General features: G+C 33.0%; 22 protein-coding genes. 4 read left to right on the top strand and 18 right to left on the bottom strand.

The features are described 5' to 3' along the window. Positions 1 to 47 precede the first annotated feature (47 nt). Genes FOD82_RS02740 through FOD82_RS02705 form a run of 8 tightly spaced genes read right to left on the bottom strand, consistent with a single transcriptional unit; the run spans position 48 to position 8,412 of the window. Positions 48 to 776, bottom strand: a complete 729-nt coding sequence (locus FOD82_RS02740; protein WP_144354964.1) for an SDR family oxidoreductase — start codon at positions 774 to 776, stop codon at positions 48 to 50. Beyond that, on the bottom strand, positions 776 to 2,020 hold the full coding sequence (locus FOD82_RS02735) for a pitrilysin family protein (protein ID WP_144354963.1): 1,245 nt from the start codon (positions 2,018 to 2,020) through the stop codon (positions 776 to 778). The genes FOD82_RS02740 and FOD82_RS02735 overlap by 1 nt, the downstream gene beginning before the upstream one ends. Beyond that, a complete protein-coding gene (locus FOD82_RS02730) occupies positions 2,017 to 3,288 on the bottom strand; it encodes an insulinase family protein (RefSeq protein WP_144354962.1) in 1,272 nt (423 codons plus the stop codon). Before FOD82_RS02730 ends, FOD82_RS02735 begins: the two co-directional genes overlap by 4 nt. After that, positions 3,289 to 5,790 carry a DNA translocase FtsK gene (locus tag FOD82_RS02725; protein ID WP_144354961.1) on the bottom strand — a complete coding sequence of 834 codons (2,502 nt, stop codon included), beginning with the start codon at positions 5,788 to 5,790 and terminating at the stop codon, positions 3,289 to 3,291. 12 nt (positions 5,791 to 5,802) lie between these two features. Beyond that, entirely contained in the window at positions 5,803 to 6,201 is a 399-nt protein-coding gene (locus tag FOD82_RS02720; protein ID WP_144354960.1) for a DUF1149 family protein, read from the bottom strand. Between the two features lie 3 nt (positions 6,202 to 6,204). Then, a complete protein-coding gene (gene trmL / locus FOD82_RS02715) occupies positions 6,205 to 6,762 on the bottom strand; it encodes a tRNA (uridine(34)/cytosine(34)/5-carboxymethylaminomethyluridine(34)-2'-O)-methyltransferase TrmL (protein WP_144354959.1) in 558 nt (185 codons plus the stop codon). Positions 6,763 to 6,810: 48 nt separating this feature from the next. Then, a complete protein-coding gene (locus FOD82_RS02710) occupies positions 6,811 to 8,019 on the bottom strand; it encodes an AI-2E family transporter (RefSeq protein ID WP_144354958.1) in 1,209 nt (402 codons plus the stop codon). Positions 8,020 to 8,031: 12 nt separating this feature from the next. Continuing rightward, positions 8,032 to 8,412 (bottom strand): PTS glucitol/sorbitol transporter subunit IIA, encoded by a 381-nt coding sequence (locus FOD82_RS02705; protein ID WP_144354957.1) that lies wholly within the window; start codon positions 8,410 to 8,412, stop codon positions 8,032 to 8,034. 142 nt (positions 8,413 to 8,554) lie between these two features. Here FOD82_RS02705 and FOD82_RS02700 point away from each other — a divergent pair, with 142 nt between their 5' ends. Both FOD82_RS02700 and FOD82_RS02695 read left to right on the top strand, forming a co-directional pair. After that, positions 8,555 to 9,583, top strand: coding sequence for a lactonase family protein (locus tag FOD82_RS02700; RefSeq protein ID WP_144354956.1), 1,029 nt, complete (start codon positions 8,555 to 8,557; stop codon positions 9,581 to 9,583). Between the two features lie 92 nt (positions 9,584 to 9,675). Next, complete coding sequence (locus tag FOD82_RS02695) at positions 9,676 to 10,368, top strand: VTT domain-containing protein (protein ID WP_144354955.1); 693 nt, start codon at positions 9,676 to 9,678, stop codon at positions 10,366 to 10,368. Between the two features lie 30 nt (positions 10,369 to 10,398). On the opposite strand, the gene FOD82_RS02690 is transcribed toward FOD82_RS02695, so the two are convergent. The 4 genes from FOD82_RS02690 to FOD82_RS02675 all read right to left on the bottom strand — a co-directional run bounded on the left by FOD82_RS02690 (position 10,399) and on the right by FOD82_RS02675 (position 14,592). Further along, positions 10,399 to 12,174, bottom strand: coding sequence for an oleate hydratase (locus FOD82_RS02690; RefSeq protein ID WP_144354954.1), 1,776 nt, complete (start codon positions 12,172 to 12,174; stop codon positions 10,399 to 10,401). 120 nt (positions 12,175 to 12,294) lie between these two features. Beyond that, positions 12,295 to 13,176 carry an RluA family pseudouridine synthase gene (locus tag FOD82_RS02685; RefSeq protein WP_144354953.1) on the bottom strand — a complete coding sequence of 294 codons (882 nt, stop codon included), beginning with the start codon at positions 13,174 to 13,176 and terminating at the stop codon, positions 12,295 to 12,297. Next, positions 13,160 to 13,963 (bottom strand): NAD kinase, encoded by an 804-nt coding sequence (locus FOD82_RS02680; RefSeq protein WP_144354952.1) that lies wholly within the window; start codon positions 13,961 to 13,963, stop codon positions 13,160 to 13,162. Before FOD82_RS02680 ends, FOD82_RS02685 begins: the two co-directional genes overlap by 17 nt. Next, complete coding sequence (locus FOD82_RS02675) at positions 13,960 to 14,592, bottom strand: GTP pyrophosphokinase family protein (protein WP_144354951.1); 633 nt, start codon at positions 14,590 to 14,592, stop codon at positions 13,960 to 13,962. Before FOD82_RS02675 ends, FOD82_RS02680 begins: the two co-directional genes overlap by 4 nt. Before the next feature lie 79 nt (positions 14,593 to 14,671). Here FOD82_RS02675 and FOD82_RS02670 point away from each other — a divergent pair, with 79 nt between their 5' ends. Then, positions 14,672 to 15,286, top strand: a complete 615-nt coding sequence (locus tag FOD82_RS02670; RefSeq protein WP_144354950.1) for a CYTH domain-containing protein — start codon at positions 14,672 to 14,674, stop codon at positions 15,284 to 15,286. A gap of 101 nt (positions 15,287 to 15,387) precedes the next feature. Beyond that, complete coding sequence (locus FOD82_RS02665) at positions 15,388 to 16,008, top strand: DsbA family protein (protein WP_144354949.1); 621 nt, start codon at positions 15,388 to 15,390, stop codon at positions 16,006 to 16,008. Here the strand turns inward: FOD82_RS02665 and FOD82_RS02660 are convergent. The 6 genes from FOD82_RS02660 to FOD82_RS02635 all read right to left on the bottom strand — a co-directional run bounded on the left by FOD82_RS02660 (position 15,994) and on the right by FOD82_RS02635 (position 20,598). After that, positions 15,994 to 16,845: a competence protein CoiA family protein gene (locus FOD82_RS02660; protein ID WP_144354948.1), complete on the bottom strand. Its 852-nt coding sequence runs from the start codon at positions 16,843 to 16,845 to the stop codon at positions 15,994 to 15,996. The genes FOD82_RS02665 and FOD82_RS02660 overlap by 15 nt on opposite strands. Positions 16,846 to 16,907: 62 nt before the next feature. Further along, on the bottom strand, positions 16,908 to 17,564 hold the full coding sequence (locus FOD82_RS02655) for an adaptor protein MecA (protein ID WP_144354947.1): 657 nt from the start codon (positions 17,562 to 17,564) through the stop codon (positions 16,908 to 16,910). Positions 17,565 to 17,669: 105 nt separating this feature from the next. After that, a complete protein-coding gene (gene spxA / locus FOD82_RS02650) occupies positions 17,670 to 18,068 on the bottom strand; it encodes a transcriptional regulator SpxA (protein WP_144354946.1) in 399 nt (132 codons plus the stop codon). A gap of 233 nt (positions 18,069 to 18,301) precedes the next feature. Continuing rightward, entirely contained in the window at positions 18,302 to 20,035 is a 1,734-nt protein-coding gene (gene ptsP, locus FOD82_RS02645; protein ID WP_144354945.1) for a phosphoenolpyruvate--protein phosphotransferase, read from the bottom strand. Further along, a complete protein-coding gene (locus tag FOD82_RS02640; RefSeq protein WP_144354944.1) occupies positions 20,035 to 20,301 on the bottom strand; it encodes a phosphocarrier protein HPr in 267 nt (88 codons plus the stop codon). The genes ptsP and FOD82_RS02640 overlap by 1 nt, the downstream gene beginning before the upstream one ends. A gap of 114 nt (positions 20,302 to 20,415) precedes the next feature. Continuing rightward, on the bottom strand, positions 20,416 to 20,598 hold the full coding sequence (locus FOD82_RS02635; protein WP_144354943.1) for a hypothetical protein: 183 nt from the start codon (positions 20,596 to 20,598) through the stop codon (positions 20,416 to 20,418). Positions 20,599 to 20,645: the final 47 nt, after the last annotated feature.

Genomic DNA, 20,645 nt, shown 5'->3' with positions numbered 1-20,645 from the left:
TTAGATTAACATAGTGAGTATACCACAAAATCTATTTTAAGACTTGCTTATATCAACCAGCCACCGCTTACATAGATAGTTTGTCCTGTTAAATAGCCACTATTTTTATTAAGCAAAGCATTTACCCAATATGCGACATCTTCACTTTTTGCTAAACGGTTGGCAGGTATTTCATCCTTAACCTCTTGCATTACTTCTTTAGAAAACATTGCATTCATTGGTGTATCAACTGCTCCAGGTGCGACAACATTCACAGTCATTTTTGTTGAAGCAACTTCTCTTGCATAAGCTTGGCTAAATCGACTCAAAGCAGCTTTAGTTGAGCTATAGACACTTTCCATAGCGCTGCCTTGGCCTCCATATACTGATCCCAAAAATACAATTCTACTATATTCTTGACGTATTAAAACAGTTTCTAATAAATGTGTCAGCTTGAGTGGGGTTGTTAAATTAACTTGAATAATTTTCTGAATAGTTTTTAAACTTTGACTGCCTAAAAAATTATAATCAGTTATTCCATGTGCAAAAACTGCCGCATTAACAGGCAATAAATTATTAACAAATTTTTTTAATTCTGTATCTTGAGCCAAGAAATCCAATTTAATTGGCATAAAATCTTGTTTAGGATATTTTTTCATTAAACTATGGCTTAAATTTACTGCCTTTTCCCAATTCTGACTACAATGAACGTATAATGACCAACCATTTTTAGCTAGTTCATTACAAATCCCTTGACCAATCCCGCCAGTCGCACCAAAAATAATTGCCCGCTTCATTATTGCTCACCTACAGCTTTTAAATATGCAGAGCAAAATTCAGCATCTTTCATTAATTCATGACAATTTTTAGCATAATTATCAAAACTCATAGTTTGTAAAATTCTTCCATTTTTGAAAAAATCTTCATTATCTAAGCTTTCTTCTGCCAATTCAATTGCTAAATAAGAAAGATTATCTAAACTGCGAGCACTTTGAGCTTGCCACTCTTTTTTTTGCAATTCAAAAATTTGACTAGCAAATCTTAATTCATTCTCATCAAGTTCCTTTTGAAGTTGTTTTTGAATTTCTAAAATTAGTTTCTGGGCATCCTCACTAATTCCAAAAATAGTAATGAAATCGCCTTGTCTAGTATAATTTACTGACATTTGAAGAGGAGTAGAAATTAAATTTTTATTTCTCATTTCTTCAAACCAAGGAGTCATTACACTTAATCTTGATTCTAACATTATTTCAAGTAATGTTTGAGCCAAATCCTTACTTGCTAACACTTTCTTAAAGTTTTTCAAACGGATACCGATACCAAATATATTAGAGTTACCATTTCCCTCTAAAACATAACTCTTCATATTTCCTAAAGGATGAGAAACTGTTTCAATATTTTGAGAGTCTTTAAAATACTTTTTCTGCAACTTATTAACTGTCTGCTTAATAGTTTTTACTTGATTATCTGAAAAGTCGCCACAAGCAATAAATCGCATATTAGAGGCAAAATAATTTTTCTCATAGGTTTCAGTTAAAGTTTTCGCAGTTATCGCTGAAATCGATTCTTTAGTTCCTGCTACATCTATTCCTAAGTTAGAGTCACCGAACATTGATTTCATAATAGCATTTCCAACGCTCCAATTAGGCTCGTTTTGATACATTGCCAGTTCTTGCTGAATAATCGGTTTTTCTTTTTGAACATTTTCTTTAGTAAAATGAGAGTCCCCAACTAATTCAAATAGTAGTTCAACTAGCTTCTTAGTATTTTTAACACCAATACAATAAAACATTGTCTCGTTAAATGAAGTAAAAGCATTTACATCCGCGCCAATGTCTTCAAATCTTTGCGAAATATCCCCCTCTTTTTTAGCAAATAATTTATGCTCTAAAAAATGGGCACTTCCAGCTAATTTTTGTTTATCACTACTACCGAAATCAACTATTATACCAAAGAACTTTTGATTAAAGTGTGGCTTTAAAACGATTTCAGATTTAAAATCTGAGTCATATTCATGTTTAATTATTTTTGGTGATATCATTTCAACACATAACTTTCATTAAGAGATAATTTTTTCGTAAAATCAATCAAACTTTTAGTGGTTGTTTGAGTTATTAATTTTGAAAAATCAATATCTGAATAAGATACAAATAAAGACTTTTTCAAAATTTCAGCCAAGTAAAAACTTTCCTGATCTTCACGAATCAAACGAAGATTACGAATAGATTTCTTAGCTTTAGCAAACAAATCACTATCTATTTCGCCATTCTTAACCTTTTCAATTTCTTCATTAATAATTTTTTTAGCCGCATCAACAAGTGTCGGATCAAGCCCCGCATTAATTAAAAACAAAGAGTTATTTGCATAATTATTTGCATCAACAGCATAAGCAGCACCTAATTCTTCACGAATTTTTGTAAATAATTTTGAAGATTGGTCTCCTGCCAAATATTGTACTAAAACTAATCCAGCAGCCTGCTCTTTAAACGTCATACTTTTATCATGGAAGCCATACCCCATATAAAGCTGCGCTTGAATATTTCCTTGATTTTCAACTTTATCAATTACATCTTTAGGAGCTGGAATTTGATTATTAATGCTCCAAAATTCATCAAGTAGACCTGCAAAGTTAAAACCTTTTTCAGCTAATTTACTTACAAACTTCTTATCTCGAGCCATTCCAGAAATAAGTGCTGGAGCTTGATGCAAATTTTGAGCATATTTTTTAATTGAATCTAAATCTGCATTTTCAATTTCTTCAATTGGTCCCATAAAACTATTTGCATAGTCAGGGTTATCTTTATACCATAAACGGAAGAAATTATCTAAAGCTCGATTAGCCGGACTTTCCATCAATTCACGATAGCTGTCTGTTAACTGTTTTTTGCTGAAATCTAATAGTTCCTGATCAAATGATGGATGTTGAATAATGTCAGTTAAGATCTTTATAATTCGTTCATAATTATAATCAGGATCCAAAATCTCACGCGGTTCAATAAAATTAGCAATATAGCTTAAAACAAGTTTATTACCATATAATTGCGGAACTACTGCAAAGTCCAAATCATATAAATCTGCAAGTATAACTTGTTGAGCGCTTAAAGTTGGATAACTTGCACTAGCGTTCATCTGCATTCTTGCAAGTAAACTTGCATATGCTAAATTATGCCCTGTAAGAGGCATTCTTACTGAAAAAACTAAAGCCGCTGTTGAAAACTTTTCATTTTTTATAATAATTGGACTATCTTCATTTAAAGAAGAATCAGACAGATCATTAAGTATGTCTGTCACATCTTTATTATTTAACATCTATTTTCCTTCTTCATCTTTAATTGGAGGAAGCAAAACTTCGCGTGGCTTTGACCCTTCAGAAGGACCAACTATCCCCTTTGCTTCCATCTCATCAACAATTCTTGCTGCCCGATTATAACCAATTCTAAATCGTCTTTGCAACATTGAAACACTTGCACTTTGCTGACGTCGAACTAAATCTACAGCTTTTGGATAAAGCTCATCTTCTGGGTCATCTTCATTTTCACTTGAATTATCAGTGCTATTTTGAGGAATCATTGCTTCATCATATTTGGCTTGCTGCTGCTCCTTTACCCATGAAATAACTTTTTCTACTTCATGACTAGCAATATAAGCCCCTTGAATACGTTCAGGCTTAGAAGCACCAATCGGCATATAGAGCATATCTCCTCGCCCTAAAAGCTTTTCAGCACCTGTTTGATCTAAGATAGTTCTAGAATCTACTCCACTTGAAACTGCAAAAGAAATCCGAGATGGAACATTGGCTTTAATTAATCCCGTAATAACATCCACACTTGGACGCTGAGTAGCTAAAATCATATGAATACCAGCAGCTCTTGCCATTTGGCCTAAACGCACAATAGCTCCTTCTACATCATGACCACCAACCATCATTAAGTCACTGAGTTCGTCTACAACTACTAAAATATATGGAAGCTTTTTCATAGCTGGTTTAGATTTATCTTGATTATTTTGCTCTACCTTTTGATTATATTCTCCCATATTCCGAGCACCGCTAGCAGCAAACAATTTATATCTGCGTTCCATTTCTTTCACAACTTTATGAAGTGATTTTGAAGCTAGCTTTGCATCAGTCACAACTGGAATAAGCAAATGAGGTACATTATTATAAACAGATAACTCAACCATTTTAGGATCAATTAAAACTAATTTTATTTCTTCTGGACGAGCCTTCATTAAAATACTAGTCAAAATAGTATTAATCGCTACTGACTTACCAGATCCAGTTGATCCAGCAATTAACAAGTGAGGCATTTTAGCTAAATTAGCTGAAATTGTAGCTCCAGCAACATCTTTGCCAAGAGGAACTTCCATAATATCTTTCTTAGCTTGGTCATCTTGATGTTCCATAACATCTTTAAACGAAACAACTGAAGTAGTTTTATTAGGAACTTCGATTCCAATATATGGCTTACCTGGAATTGGCGCTTCAATTCTAATATCTTTTGCAGCCAAAGCTAATGCTAAATCATCAGATAAGTTGACTATCCGACTTACTTTAACCCCTACTGCAGGCTGAACTTCATATCTAGTGATGGTTGGACCTAAAATAGCCTTTTTAATGATTACATCAACCCCAAAACTTTTAAAAGTTGCTTGCAAGGTTTGAGTATTCTTTTTAATTAGATCTCTATCAGCACTTTGATCCATATTTTTAATTGGGTCAAGCAAAGTAAGAGGGGGTTTTTTATAAGTTGGATTGATTATTGGTGCAGATGTTTTTGTAGAATCATGTTTTACTTGAGATAAGTTTTGTTTTAACTTTTTATCTTCATCTTCAAAAGCATGCGATTTTGGCAAAATACTTGGCTGATATTGCTTTTCAGGTTCAACTTTAGTTTCCTTTTTCGAACTATTTTCTGAGATTAGCCTTTCATTGATCTCTTCAACTGGCTCAGGCATCTGAATTTCAGGCTCTGGTATTGAATCATCTTTTAAATTTGGCTCCATCTCTGGCTCTGATTTTGAAGAAGAAATTTTAGTATCCTTCATTTCATCTTGATTTTCAAAGTCATCGGTATTCGGAAAAATAATATCAGTTTGATCCAATGGATCCTTAAATTGACGCGATGAATTTTCTGTTTTTACTTGCTTGCGTTTTAACTGTTCTTCACGCATTTCTGCATACTTTGTTTTAATTTTTGGTGCAATATCTTTATTTTTTTCAATAAATGCCTGCCCAATTTTTTGAACTTCTTCAACAATCGTTCTAAATTTAATATCAAAGAACATCATTATTCCAATCGGGACTAAGCAAACAGCAATTACTCTAATTCCAATTTGACCTAATAACGGATAAAAAATTTGAAAACCTACTGTTCCTATTAAGCCACCCCCAACAGACTCCGTGATTGCTGCTCTATTAAACTCACTTCCCATTGCTGTCCAAAAAGCATTAAGAAACCCAGTATTAACAGCTTCTTGATTAAAGAACATACTACTTTGAATCATTAAAACTCCAAAGATTGCAATAATAAGTCCAATAATCCGTTTAACTTTCAAATGAGGAGGTTGATTATATATCAACATCACTAATCCAAACAAAGCAATTAATGCACTAGCTAACAAATATGAATTGCCAAAAAAAATCCGCACTAAATTAGCAACCTGTTTACCTAGCATCCCTACTCGAGTAATTGCCAAAATCGCTACTAAAATCCCAACAATTCCAACAACTGCCCAAGATAAGTCTTCTTGCTTAGTTTTAGCACGCTTAGTGGTGTTCTTTTTAGTAACTTTTCTTTTTTTCTTAGGCATAAACTCAATCACCTAATCAAAATTTGCTTGAAAATTCAAATTAACTGGCTTATCTAATGCAACTTGCGTTACTTCATAAGTTAAAGTTTCAATATATTCAACTAAAGGTCGAGATAAAATCTTATAGTCATTTGTTGCAAGATCATCGCCTTTGCCATGATAACCCTTTAATTGAACAATTTGCGTAATTAAGCCACTAACTGTAAACTCTCCTGGAGCTGGCGCCACTTCAAAAACCACTCCAATTTCATAATATGCACCTTCTCTTGGATCAGCTTCAGTAGAACCATCTTCTAATTTTCTGTTTACTTTTTTAATCGCTACATTCACTTCATTTTGAACTTCAGCTTCATCATTCATATCGTAGTGAAAACCGCGTACAATGACTGGAGTAATTTTTTCAAAATCCATCTATTATTCTTCTCCTAAATCTCTTTCATATCTTTGAGGACGATTATAATCATCCTTCAATTTATCATTATCATAGTGATGCGCTTTTTCCATATTTGGAAAGCCTTGCTGTCTAAGCGCTTCTAAAAGTACCATCGCTACAGAATTTGATAAATTGTAGCAGCGAATATTATCAGACATGGGAATGCGTAAATTACGATCATAATACTCACGCATAAATGTTTCTGGTAAACCAGTAGTTTCTTTTCCAAAAACAAAATAGTAGTCTTTATCAGGATCTGTGTAATCAACATCAACATAATTTTTAGATGAAAATTTTGAAATCAAGTACATCTCATCATTTGGACCTAAAGTCTTCAAAAATGCCTCTAAGTCATCATGTCTTCTTACATCTACTTTATCCCAATAATCAAGACCTGCTCGTTTCATTTTCTTATTGTCAAGCTGAAAACCTAACGGCTCAATCAAATCAAGAACAGTATTAGTTCCTGCACAAGTTCTTGCAATATTTCCAGTATTAGCTGGCATAAGTGGTTCGTAAAGAACAACATGGTTTGTCATAATTTTTTCTCCTAACCAAAAAACGTGGTCAAACTAAACCACGTTTTTTTATTTTTTAGTATTATCTGTTAAATTTTTGTCTACTTCCGATTCTCCCGTGGTCGAAGAAGCAGTAGCTATATCGTCAAAAACTTCAGATTCTCTTCGATAATAATTGTACACGCGAGAGACAATAATCTTCAAGACTGCATAAATAGGAATTCCAAAAATCACACCCCAAAGTCCCCAAACAGAACTTGCTCCAATCAAAAGCAAAATTGTTGTAATTGGGTGCATCTCCATTTTACTTCCCATAACTAAAGGACTCACAAAACGAGATTCGATAGTTTGTTCAATTGCAAATACAACTAAAACTTTAATTATCATAGAACCTGGAGTCATAACTGCAACCACTAAAACTGGAATAAATGCAATAAATGTTCCAAAATACGGAATCAAGTTCATAAATCCAGCTAAGATTGCAAAGGCAGTTCCATAAGGCAATCCTATTACATTATAACCAATTGCAAACATTACGCCTACCCAAAATGCAACTGTAATTTGACCACGAATATATGATGCCAAAGCGTAATTAATATCATGTAAAAGTTGGCTAAAACTTTCTTGCCATCTTTGCGGAACAAACTTTGTAATATATGGTCTTAATTGATGACCGTCTTTTAGCATAAAGAACAAAATAAATGGTGCTGTAAGAAGCGTCATTCCAATCATAGTAACAATACTTACAGCTGATGAAATATTTCCAATAGCAGTATTAAAAGTATTCTGCCATGACTTAAACATCGTATTTTCTGTATTATCAATCATTGATTGAAGATTACCCTTTACACTATGAAGCCGAGGATCTTTTAAAGCCTTTTGTGTTACATTTACAGCATCATCCCAAATATGAGGCCAATTTTTAATCAAAGAATTGATTTGCCCTTGAACAATTGGAATTAATGTATTGATTATCCAAATAAGTGCTACTACTACAATTATAAACAATCCAACAATAGTTAAAGCTCGAGGAACTTTAAACTTTTTCTCTAAAAAATCAACCACTGGATTCATTATATAGAACTGAATAATTGCTAATAATAGTGGCGGAAAAATAGCACTAAAGAATACCCATGCAGGGTTTAAAACAAAAGATATCTTATTGAACACCCAAATTATTAGGAAGAACAATAAGATATTGAATAATATAACACTAAAACGATTGTTTAAGAACCATTTTTCAAAAACAGTTTGTCTTTTATGTCTTTTCTTTTCCATGGACCATCCTATTTAAATGTGTTCATAAACAATCTCATCGCCAACTTTAAAATTAGGAAGTGGCTGTTGAACATCAGGATCAAAGTAAACCGCATTAGCAAGGGGAGCTTTTGGTACTGGACGCTTAAAGAACAGTGTTGCGTGACCTAAAGCTTTCATATTGCTTTCTACCATTGGTCCAACAAAGTTTGCTACATAAGTTTGACCATCAATTGTGATAGTATCGCCCTTTTTAAAAACAAAAGTATTAATTGGAGTTGAGGCATCAAATTTTTGGATTACAGAAACATCTTCTAAATCCTTGTTAGCACCTTCACCAAATAAAATTACCATACCGTCTTTAGAATCAACGGCTTTTTTACCGATTTTTTTAATAGTTGATATCCATTTCATAGTAATCGCTCCTTTACTTAAAATTGTAGCATATCTGAAAACGCTAAACTAATATTATTGGTTATTTTTTAATAATTACTAATTTTTTGGATAATTATGCATGTTATACTTGAATTATTCAATGTGTTTATGGAGGTTCATAATGAAGATATTAATCGGTGGATATACAAAACATACCTCAAAAGGAATTTACGAATTAGATTTTTTAAATAGCAACGATAAGGCACAATTAACAAGTGCTAAAAACATTATCGAAATAGGTGGACCAACCTATTTTCAAAAAGATGGTAATTTGATTTTTGCAATCAATAACAGCGGAGAAAAAGGAGGTATTAGTTCATTTAAAAAAGAAAATGATCACTATCAAAAAGTAGATGATTACTTAACTGTAGGTGCTTCACCAGCTTATATTGGAATTAATCCAGAAAAACATTTGCTTTATACGGCTAATTATCATACCGCAGTTTTATCTATATTTTCATATGATAATGATGGTAAATTAACTTTATTAGATAGTATCACTCACAAAGTCGAACATTTAGGTCCTCGTCCTGAACAAACAGATGGACCTCACCCACACTTTTTTGATGAAACTCCTGAAGGCAATCTTGTTAGTTGTGATTTAGGTAACGATAGCGTTGATTTTTATCGTTTTAAAGACAATCACCTTGAACATCTTGCTCAATATAAAAATGAAAGCGGCTTCGGAAGTCGTCATATTGTTTTTTCAAAAGATGGAAATTATTTTTATGTAGTAGGTGAACTTTCCAGTAAAGTTAACGTGGTCAAATTTAATGAAAAGAATTGGTCATTTGAAAGTATTGCTACTTATTCAACTATTCCTGAAGACTGGAATAGCCACAATGGAGCAGCGGCGATTCGAATTTCTAAAGATGGAAAATTCATTTATGTTTCTAATCGTGGCAATGATTCAATTGCTGTTTTTGCAGTTCAAGAAGATCACACTTTAAAACTAATTCAACGAATTTCAGTTTTTGGAGAGTTTCCTCGTGACTTTAATTGGGACGAAAATGAACAATATGTAGTTGTCGCAAATCAAAATACTAATAACGCAACTCTTTATAGCAGAAATAATATTAGCGGAAGTTTAACTCCCCTTCAAAAAGATATCAATGTACCAGAAGGAACTCGCGTTTTATTTGAAAACTAATTTTATCAACTAAAAGCTATGACATACTAGTCATAGCTTTTTTTCTACGCTAAAATGAATATAACAAATAAAACTAAAAGGAGGCGGATTTATTGAAAGATAAAAAATCAATTAGAATAATTTTATTTATAATTGGTATAATTCTAGGTCTCTTAGTTTTATATAAATTATATTTGAGCTACTTACCTGAATTAAAACTATTGATTCATTTTAATAATCATAACGAGGAGCTTCTTATTAAAATGGTTCGTAGCCACGGAATTGAAGATGTTGCATTTTTATTTATTTTGAATGTGGTTTGTGTAGCAATTCCTGGATTATCTAACGGCATTTTTTGTGTACTTAACGGTATTCTTTATGGTCCTGAGGCAGGATTTGCAATTAATTGGGTAGGGGATATTTTAGGTCAAATTATATTAATGCTCCTACTTCAAAAACTATATAACCCTGACAAATTTAAGCATAGCAAAATTTATAAAATAATTACTACCTCTGATTTTAAACAAGTAGTTTTAACAATTGGCTACATGATTCCTTTTATTCCTAGCGCTACTGTTGCATATGCAAATTTACTAATTAATAAAAACAATAAAAAGCGTATTCTTCCAATTGCTATTGGAACAATTCCTTTCGCATATCTCTATGCTTATGGAGGAGATTCAATTTTACGGCTTAACGGTTCGAGATTAATTAAAGCTGTGATTGCTATCGTTGCAATTATTGTTATTGCAGGAATCATAGTATTGATTACTAGAAAAATCAAAAAACATACAAAAAATGTCTGAAACTTATAGTGTCTCAGACATTTTTTGTATTTAAATTAAATGAGCTTCTTTAAGAAGTTCGGCAACCCAAGTTCGTTTAATCTTGTTTAGTCCACTTCTTACCGCTAATTTTTCAGGTAATGGCATTTCCTGATCAACCAACTTCTCTTTATCTGACATATAATACATTGCACGCAAAAGTTGTCGAATATCAAAGATCGAATCAAAGACTTCAGGAACTCCACGGTCCACGTTTAATAGAGTATATACAGCCTCCATAGCGGTTCTAACTGAATATTCAGTAGTAAATACAGTATCACGAGTTGGACTTTCAGCAAAGTTTCCGATAAATGCTAAGTTAACTGAATTGTCAGGTACAACTGCTGGACGATCTCCAGCCTTTCTTGGCATGAAGTAGCTAGTAATATAAGGCATGTAAACAGGAACTGTATTCATGTTCTCTTCACTGGCAGCTTCTTTAATCTCAGATTCTGGAACACCTAAATGATAGAGCATTTCTTCACAAATTTCTTGTCCCGTACAATCTTCAACTTTCTTTTGGATATAATTCCCCTTAACATCAGAATAAAGCGCATAAATCCAAATTACAATTTCATTTGGTTTTTGACTCTTAAAGTGAGGCTGACGATGAATAGTAAAACTCAACCCCCAATTTGAGTCAGTAACAGTAATAATACCACCTGTATTTACTCGCCCATCATAAAGGCTGCGCTTAGTTAATCGTTCAAAATAAGGAGCATACTTTTTATTCTTCATGGTAGTAGTAGCTGAAACAAACCAACTACGTGCAGGAATATTTTCACAGAAAACATCTGGATGACCAAAGCTGCTATCTTGTTTAGCTAAATTTTCCCATAATTTCCAAGAGCCACCCTTTTTATGAGTAATTTTGGCTGGCGTAGTTTGATTACCATAAGTTGAACTTTCAGTAATTGAACCATTGGTTACAAAAACAATATCATTTGCAGTTAAAGGAATCTCAGTATCTTTTCCATGTTGCTTAAGAATAATTTTTTTAGCAATCTTTTTATCGCCATCATGATCGACAATTACATTTTCAACATGGCTATCATATTCAATCTTTACACCATGATCCTTTAAATATGCTAAAACAGGCTTAACCATTGATTCATATTGATTATACTTATTAAACTTCAAAGCGGTAAAATCAGGTAATCCATCAATATGGTGAATAAATCTCATACAGTAGCGTCTCATTTCAGCAAGTGAGTGCCATTTTTCAAAAGCAAACATTGTTGACCAATAAATCCAGAAATTAGTCTTGAAAAAGCCCTCACTGAAGAATTCTTCAATCGTCTTATCCCCCAATTCATTTTCAGGAGTCATAACTAATTTAACAATTTCCTTGCTGTACTTTCCTAATCCATAAGTTCCATCTGTTGGCACGCGATTGCCACGTTTATAAATTAATCGGCAGTTAGAAGAATTTGGATCTTTTTTATCAAGCCAATAATATTCATCTAGATAACTTGCTCCTGGCACTTCTAAACTAGGAATAGAGCGATACATGTCCCATAAACATTCAAAGTGGTTTTCCATTTCACGACCACCACGAACCACAAAACCTGCATTTGGTCGGTCAGTCCCATCAAGAGAGCCACCTGCAACTGGTAGTTCTTCTAAGATATGAATTCTTTCTCCTTTCATCTTAGCATCCCTTATCAAAAATACTGCTGCAGCAAGCCCTGCTAAACCACTTCCAATAATGTAAGCTGATTTATTATCAACTCCTGCTGGTTTTTGAGCATCAGCAAAAGCTTCATAGTTTCCATTTGAATAATACATAAGTAGTCCTCTTCTCTGTATAAGTATAGTTTTTTACTTCTTACTTATATTTTATTGGAAACACTTTCACAATTCAACAATTCATATCTAAAAACATATATCTTTACTAAAAAATAAAGACTAGTTTAAACTAGTCCAAAGTTCTTTCATATCATTAGGATCATCAATTCTTATCTCAACAATTTTATTTGTAAATGGATCTGGAAATTTCAAATAAAAACAATTCAATGCCTGCCGACTAAAACTATCTTGTGCACCATATAACTCGTCTCCATATAATATATGCCCGATTGACTGCATATGAACTCTGATTTGATGAGTCCTTCCTGTGAATAGTCTTAACTCTACTAAACTAGCATTTTGTTTCTGTTTCAAAACTTGATAAGCAGTTTGGGCAGCTTTTCCATTAGATAGGACAGCTCTTTTTACACCATTTCCCTTCTTACCAATTGGTTTATCAACTATTCCTATATTGTTTTTAAACTTGCCATGAACAATTGCATGATATTTTTTAACAAATAAATCTTTATCATACTTGCTAAAACGAGCATGAGCTACCGCATTTTTTCCTACAAGCACTAATCCAGATGTATTTCGATCAAGGCGCGTAATAACATGAGGTTTGGCATCTTCGTTTTTTATTTGAAAGTAACCCATTAACCGATTAACTACAGCATCTGAATCTTCATAACGAGATGGAATAGAGAGTACTCCGGCTGGTTTATTGACTATTATATAGTTCTTAGTTTCTTTAACAATTTCAATTGGATTATTTGAAGGTTTTAACCAAGGATTTTCTTTTTCTTGTCCCGTAATAAAAAACACTTCATCGCCTTGATTTAAATTAAAACTTGTATATCTTCGTTTATGGTTTACTAAAATCATGCCACCGTGATGTTTAGATTTATTGATAGCCTGTTTTGAAAAACCGTTTTTCATTAAAAAAGAGCCCAATTTTTTTGGGTCCTTTTCTTTTACAATTAGTTTAAATACTGTCATCATTTTCACCAATAAATGAATTCTGTACTCGATTCCAAAAATTATGATGACCAAAACGGTCAAATTGAATCGAATGATTTGAAATTTTATATACTATTTTTTTAGCATTGCGCACATCGAGCCTTTCTCCATCTATTGTCATTACGAAATGATCTGAATTTGGTACAATCGTAATCCATTGATCAGGAGCAATAACAATTGGAGCGGAAAGGGTTCTAAAAACACGGTTATTAATGGATGCAATCTCTGTCATTTGAAGAGCTTTAAGGCCTGGATGAATGACTGCTCCTCCTAAAGATTTGCTATATGCAGTTGAACCTGTAGGAGTAGAAACACATAAGCCATCCCCACGAAAATTTTCAAATAATTGATCATCAATATATACATTAGCCTCTAAAGTATGCGAAACTCTCTTAACAGCAGATTCATTAAGAGCTAAATAACGTTTCTTTTCACCACACTCTGTAATCAAATCTACTTCAAGGAGCGGATATTTAGCTGATTCTGGTTTACGAAGTAATAATGCATCTACCATTTTATTCAAATCATAACTGCGCCAATCTGTATAAAAACCTAAGTGTCCAGTATGGACTCCAATAAAGCGAATTGAATCAACTTGATTTTCATAACGGTGAAAAGCATTGATTAAAGTACCATCTCCACCTACAGTAATTACTACATCAGGATATTTTGCATCAAAAACCACGTTTTTTTCTTGAAGTAATTTTTTTAATTTCTTCGCAACTTCAAGTGTATTTTTATTATTATTATGCGCAATTGTTACTCTCATAGTTTTTCCTTACCCTTATTTTTTGTAAAAATTTTCTGCGCTTCTTGCACTTCTCCCTTGATTGAAGACATTTCTTCATCTAATTTATATGCAGCTTCTGCAGTTGATTTAAGTCTTTTAGAAATATCATCAGGATAAGAGCCTTGATATTTATAGTTAAGAGTATGTTCTACTGTAGCCCAAAAATTCATCGCTAAAGTTCTAAGCTGAATTTCAGCAATTAAAGTTTTAGGTCCTTCTGGTAAATACACCGTATAAGAAATCACCATATGATATGAACGATAGCCCGAAGGTTTGGCATTTTGAATATAGTCACGTTCTTCAACTACTTCCATATCTTCACGCTGGTGAATCATGTCTACAACTTTATAAATATCATCGACAAATTGTGTAACTATTCTTATCCCTGCTATATCTTGCATATCAGTTTCAATAACATCAGGACTAATTACACGTCTTTGCATTTTTTCTTTAATTGAATCTACTGTCTTAACTCGACCAATCACAAATTCAATCGGTGAATGCTCTCCTTTGGTTAAAAAACCTTGTCTAAGTGAGCGAAATTTTACTTTAAGTTCTCGTACTGCCTCATTATAAGGCCATAAAAAGTTATCCCATTCAATGTTCATAGAGAAAATTTTCCTTTCGTTGAACCAAACACATTCATTTTAACATATAATAATAATATACAGACTGGAGGACTCACAAATGTCGAAAAATCGTGAAATTGAATCTAAAACTATTTTAACCGAAGATATTTTTAATAAGTTAGTTAATGCATTTTTTAATAAGGAAGATTTTGTTCAAACCAATTATTATTTTGATAGTCTAAATCATTCGTTAAAAAGCAATAACATTGCAGGAAGAATTCGTATTTTTTCAGATAAGGCTGAACAAACCTTAAAAGTACCTGAAAAAAATCCTCTCCAAGTCAAATTTCATGAAGTAATTGAAATAAATGATAAACTAGAAGTACGGGATGCAAAGTCCTTAGTTAAGCAAGCAGAAGCTGGTAAAGCAATTAAATTTACGGGCAGCGTCGGTGCTTATTTATCTAAGAATTTTACAGACCAAATATTCTTGCTTCAAACCTGGAGTAAAACTCACCGCAGGCTTTTAAATGGTCCGCAAAATTGCGAATTAACCTTAGATAAAACGACATATCCTGATGGATATAGCGATTATGAGCTTGAAATTGAAAACTCAAATCCCGCTCTAATCAAAAAAGTTTTAATTCAGTTGGAAAAAGAGTATCATTTCAAGCAAGCAGCAAATCGCACCAATCAAAGTAAAATTGGTCGCGCTTTTGCCCATAAGAAATAGAAATAGATATAGAAATAGAATAGAAAAGCATATTTTTTGTTTCTAAATTTGTTGTTTGCTAAAGTAACAATAAGTCATTTTAATTAGGGGAGTTTAAAATTATGTTCGAGTTTTTTCTCTTCATTAATCCAATAGGCATCTACTGTTATGATATCGAAAAACAAATCCAAGATGCAATTAATGAATTAGGAGTAGAAGCATGTTATCACTTTATTCCAATTACAAGTATGAATGTAATTCAAGATGATATCATGCGTAGACGTAAGGACGCACAAAAGGTAATTGATATTACCAGATATACAATTGCAACTAATCGTGCTTTACAAGATTATCATGCAATTAAACTAGCATATGGCAATAAAAAAGCAAGAAAGTTTATCTTTGCTCTTCAACAAAAACTAAGCAATGATTGCTCTCTTTATTGTGCAGATATGCCAACAATAGTAGCAAAAGAAATTGGTTTAAATCCAAAAAACATCAATGCCGCCAAAAATGGTAATTACATTGATGATTCTATTAAACAAGATTTAAAGCTAGCAGAACAATGGAATGTTGTCAGCACACCTACCACTGTAATTTTTAATGAAGATGAAGAAGGAAGTGGAATGCTTCTTGAAGGGTCTTTAGATTATAAAGAATTAATTGATTTATTATCTTCAAAACCTGAAAGAAAAACTCTATTTCCTGATATCTTTGCCGACAAACATTTACGTTTGGTCTAAATACTGTTCAATGGTATTTCTTTCACCAGGTCTTCTCCATTTTGTAAATAAAGACTTGGGCAATTCATCTAAGGAAATTCGTTTTTGATAAAGTTTTTCTGCAATTTGCAGGCCTATTTTACTTTTTTGTTTAATCTGCTGTCTCAAATATTCTTTTTGACCAGTTGGATTAAGTTGATAGTTTTTTAAATTAGGTTGATAACGCCAAAACTCTTTTATTCCGATTTCATCAAGCAAAAATTCTTGTGTCTGGTAATAGACTACCCGAGTAATTGGTTCTTGAACAATATTATACTTTAAGCGAAGTAGTTGGTTCATTGGATCAATTTCTAAATAATAAGATTGCCACAGTTGATTTTCTCTCATAAAAATTAACTGGGCTTTTTTTATTTTATGATTTAAATAATGCCTTCTTCCGACAATCCAAATATCTTTAACCCCAATTTGACGATATAAACTATGTCGATGATTAAACTCTTTTTCACTTAATGGTGCACATTGAACTTCAAACGCCAATTTAGGGGATGCTAAAACATCTGCTCTTAATTGTCTCTCAGCTAGTGGAATTTCTACTTGTGCATCAAATCCAGCCGCAGTTAACGCCGTTTTTAAAAGAAGTTTAGAAGTATGATGTTCTTCTTTTTCTCCTAGTAAATTATCAACAGATCTAAAATGTTTGAAAAAGGCAGTCTTTTTCTGCGAAACGATTAAAATTACTCGCTTTTTACAATGCGGACAGCAATATTTTTCATAATTTATTTTTTTCTGCCCTATAGTTATAAGGTACGCCTCGCTTTTTGCTAATACTAATTTTCCATTTAAAAGTGCTGCATACAAAATTATCACCCAAATTTAAGTACGCAAAAAAGGACGAGCACTGCTCGTCCTTTTTTTATTTATTATGCTTTACAAAAATATTGGCGAATATTTCCTAATGCATCTTGTTTAAAGATAATTTTACCGGTTCTTCTAACAAAATCCATTTCACTATTTTCTACATGAATTCCATATTCATTAGTAATAGTCCATGCATCTGCTGGAGTAAGCTCAGCATAATCCTCATCTAAAAATGCTAAATCTAAATAATATTGTCCTTTAAGATAATAAAGACTTGCTGCTAAATCACTAACTTTAAGGCTATCAGCTAACTCAATAACCACTCCTAAATCGTTAAAGCGATAAGCTTGTCTCTTTTGCAATTTCCAATCATTGCCAGAATCAGACTTTTTAGAATTAGATACCTTATCATTTAAATCAAAAAAACTATCCTGACTATCATCCGTACCATCTAGTTTTGGAAAAGTACCTGGTTTCATTCCTGGAACCTTACTTATCAATAAATCTAGCCCACCATTATTGGGCATAACTTGAAAAGTAACAGGCGTATTATCTGCAAAACTATGGTCTGTGTCGATTTCATCAAGAATAGAATAGAAAAATTGTTGAATCTTAGACTTATCGCCTAATAAATCTAAAATTTTAACCCCTCTTTTTTCTAACTCTTGCTTAGTAATCCGTACACGAATTGTATTTTCATCAATATGATCAACTTGCACAATAGTCACCTCCATGCCAGTGATACTGTTATTATTGTAACCTACTTTAACAAAAAAATAAAAGCGTTAGTCTCAAAAACTAACGCCATTATCAGTTTAACTCAATTATAAGTCAGCAATCTTTTGAGCTTCTGCAAGTTCTAATCTACGAACTTTACGTGGTAAGAATCGACGAATTTCATCTTCATTGTATCCTACTTGAAGGCGACGATCATCCATGATAATCGGTCTTCTTAATAAACTTGGATTCTTTTCAACCAAGTCAAGTAATTCATCAATTGATAAATCATCTAAGTTTACCTTTAACTCCTGAAAAGCTCTCGAACGGGTGGAAATAATTTCTTCAGTTCCATTTTCAGTCATGCGTAAGATTTGAGTAAGTTCCTCTTTTGAAAGAGGTTCAGAGAAGATGTTTCTTTCCTTAAAAGGAATATCATGCTTTTTTAACCATGCTTTTGCTTTTCGACATGATGTACAACTTGGAGATACGTATAAATCTACCATTTAATTCACGCTCCTTGAAACAGACATTATTTCTTCCTTCAGCCTGAAATAATTATATCATAAATACTTCTTTTTTGTAAGTGACCATTTTTTATTTACTGTTAACTTTTACGTTACATCTAATAATAAAGGTAAAACGTGAATTATTTGTGAATTTTTTATTTAATAACTTATAAGAATAATAGACAAAAAATAGACTAAGCTAACGCTTAGTCTATTTTTTGTTGAGTTAACTACTTAGTTAACTTTGCCATTAAGTCATTAACTAACTTTTCATTTTGTTCAGAGGTTTCTGAAACAAAACAAGCTTCATTAGCTAATTCTTTGAGGTCAGCAGTATTAAGCTTCTTCATCAAACTTCTAATACGCAAGATTGAAGTTGCACTCATTGAGTATTCGTCAAGTCCCATAGAAAGTAAAATTGGGAACATAACGTTATCACCAGCAGCTTCACCACACATACCACACCAAATACCATTATCATGAGCAGCATCAATAGTATGCTTAATCAAACGAAGTACTGATGGATTATATGGTTGGTACAAGTATGAAACATTGTCATTACCACGGTCAGCAGCCATAGTATATTGAATCAAGTCATTAGTACCAATTGAGAAGAAGTCAACTTCTTTAGCAAATTGATCGGCAAGAACAGCTGCAGCCGGTACTTCGATCATCATACCAACTTGTAAGTTGTCGCCAATCTTAACACCGTCTTTTGTAAGCTTGTTCTTTTCTTCTGCCAAGATTGCCTTAGCTTTACGCAATTCACCTAAAGTACCAATCATTGGGAACATAATACCTAAACTACCATAAGCAGAAGCACGAAGAAGTGCTCTTAATTGCGTACGGAAAATTTCTTGGCTCTTAAGTGAAAGACGAATAGCACGAACACCCAAGAATGGGTTCATTTCATCTGGCAAGTCCCAGTAATCAAGGTGCTTATCTCCACCGATATCACAAGTTCTAATAATAACTTGCTTACCATTCATTCCTTCAATAACCTTCTTATAAGCTTCAAATTGAGCTTCTTCAGTTGGAAAATCTGAGGAATTCATGTACAAAAATTCAGTTCTGTATAAACCAATAGCTTCAGCACCGTTTTCATGTACACCTGGCATATCATCTGGAGTACCAATATTTGCTGCAATAGTAAATTTCTTACCATCTGCAGTAAGTGAAGGTTGGTCCTTCAACTTTTGCCATTCAGCTTTTTGTTTAAGGAAGTCTTCACGTTTTTGTTCATATTCACCAATTTGTTCATCAGTTGGGTTAATGATTACATCACCATCTAAGCCGTCAATGATTAAAGTTTCACCATTTTTAACGTCTTCAGTAATTGAATCAGTACCAACAACAGCTGGCAATTCAAGTGAACGAGCCATAATAGCTGAGTGAGCAGTACGACCACCAACATCAGTTACAAAGCCTTTAACATATTTCTTGTTAAGTTGTGCAGTATCACTTGGAGTTAAATCGTGTGCTACAACAACAACTTCATGATCGATAGAAGCTGGATTTGGCAATTCCTTACCTAATAAATGAGCCATGATACGCTTTGAAACATCGCGTACATCAGCAGCACGTTCTTGCATGTAAGGATTATCAGTCATACTTTCAAAAATTGTAATGAATTTTTGAGCAGTTTCATCAAGAGCAGCTTCTGCATTAATCTTTTGGTTCTTGATTTCATCTTCAATGGCACCAGTAAATTCTGGGTCATTCAAAATCATGAGGTGAGCATCAAAAACTTGTGCTTCTTCTTCGCCCAAGCTCTTTTTTGCAACATCACGAATTTTTTCAACTTCAGCAGTTGATTCTTCAATAGCCTTCTTGTAACGAGCTACTTCACTATCAACATCAGAAATTGATTTCTTAGAAAATGAAAGATCAGGCTCTACCAAAAGATAAGCTGGAGCAACAGCGATACCGTCACTTGCAGCAATACCTTTTAAAGTCTTGGTCATTATTCAGCTAAACCTTCTTTTTTCATAGTGTCAGCAATTGCATCCAATGCATCTTTTTCATCGTCACCATCAGCAGTGATAGTAACATCAGCATTTTGACCAACACCAAGTGACATAACACCCATGATTGACTTCAAGTTTACTGACTTACCATTGTATTCCAAGTTAATGTCTGAACCAAACTTTGAAGCAGCTTGTACAAGCAAAGTTGCTGGACGTGCGTGAATACCTGTTTCTGCAATAATGTGAAAATCGCGTTTTTCCATTTTTGAATATCTCCTTTTAAATTGAAAAATTAAACTGGTAATAAATACCCATTCGAGTAATAGATTATCATTTTTTAACGAAATAAACAACTATTATGTAACAGTTTACATTATTTATTTGACACTATTTACCGCCGAATAAATAATTGAACCTCCACGCATTGCGCGTCCAGTAATAGATTGTCTTTTTTCGTAATTTCTTAAAGTTCGTTGAAAATCAAAGGCCTCTTTAGGTTCAACCTTAAACTCTTTCAATTCACCATCGACTAACTGGTCGAGAACTTTTCGGTAATCCATTTTATCACCACACTTTTAATGAGTGTATAATTTTTTGCTATAAAATT

It is taken from the genome of Lactobacillus sp. LL6 (assembly GCF_007570935.1).
Classification (GTDB): Bacteria; Bacillota; Bacilli; order Lactobacillales; family Lactobacillaceae; genus Lactobacillus.
The sequence above is the reverse complement of the archived record's forward strand: the minus strand, read 5'-3'. Positions and strand labels throughout refer to the sequence as shown.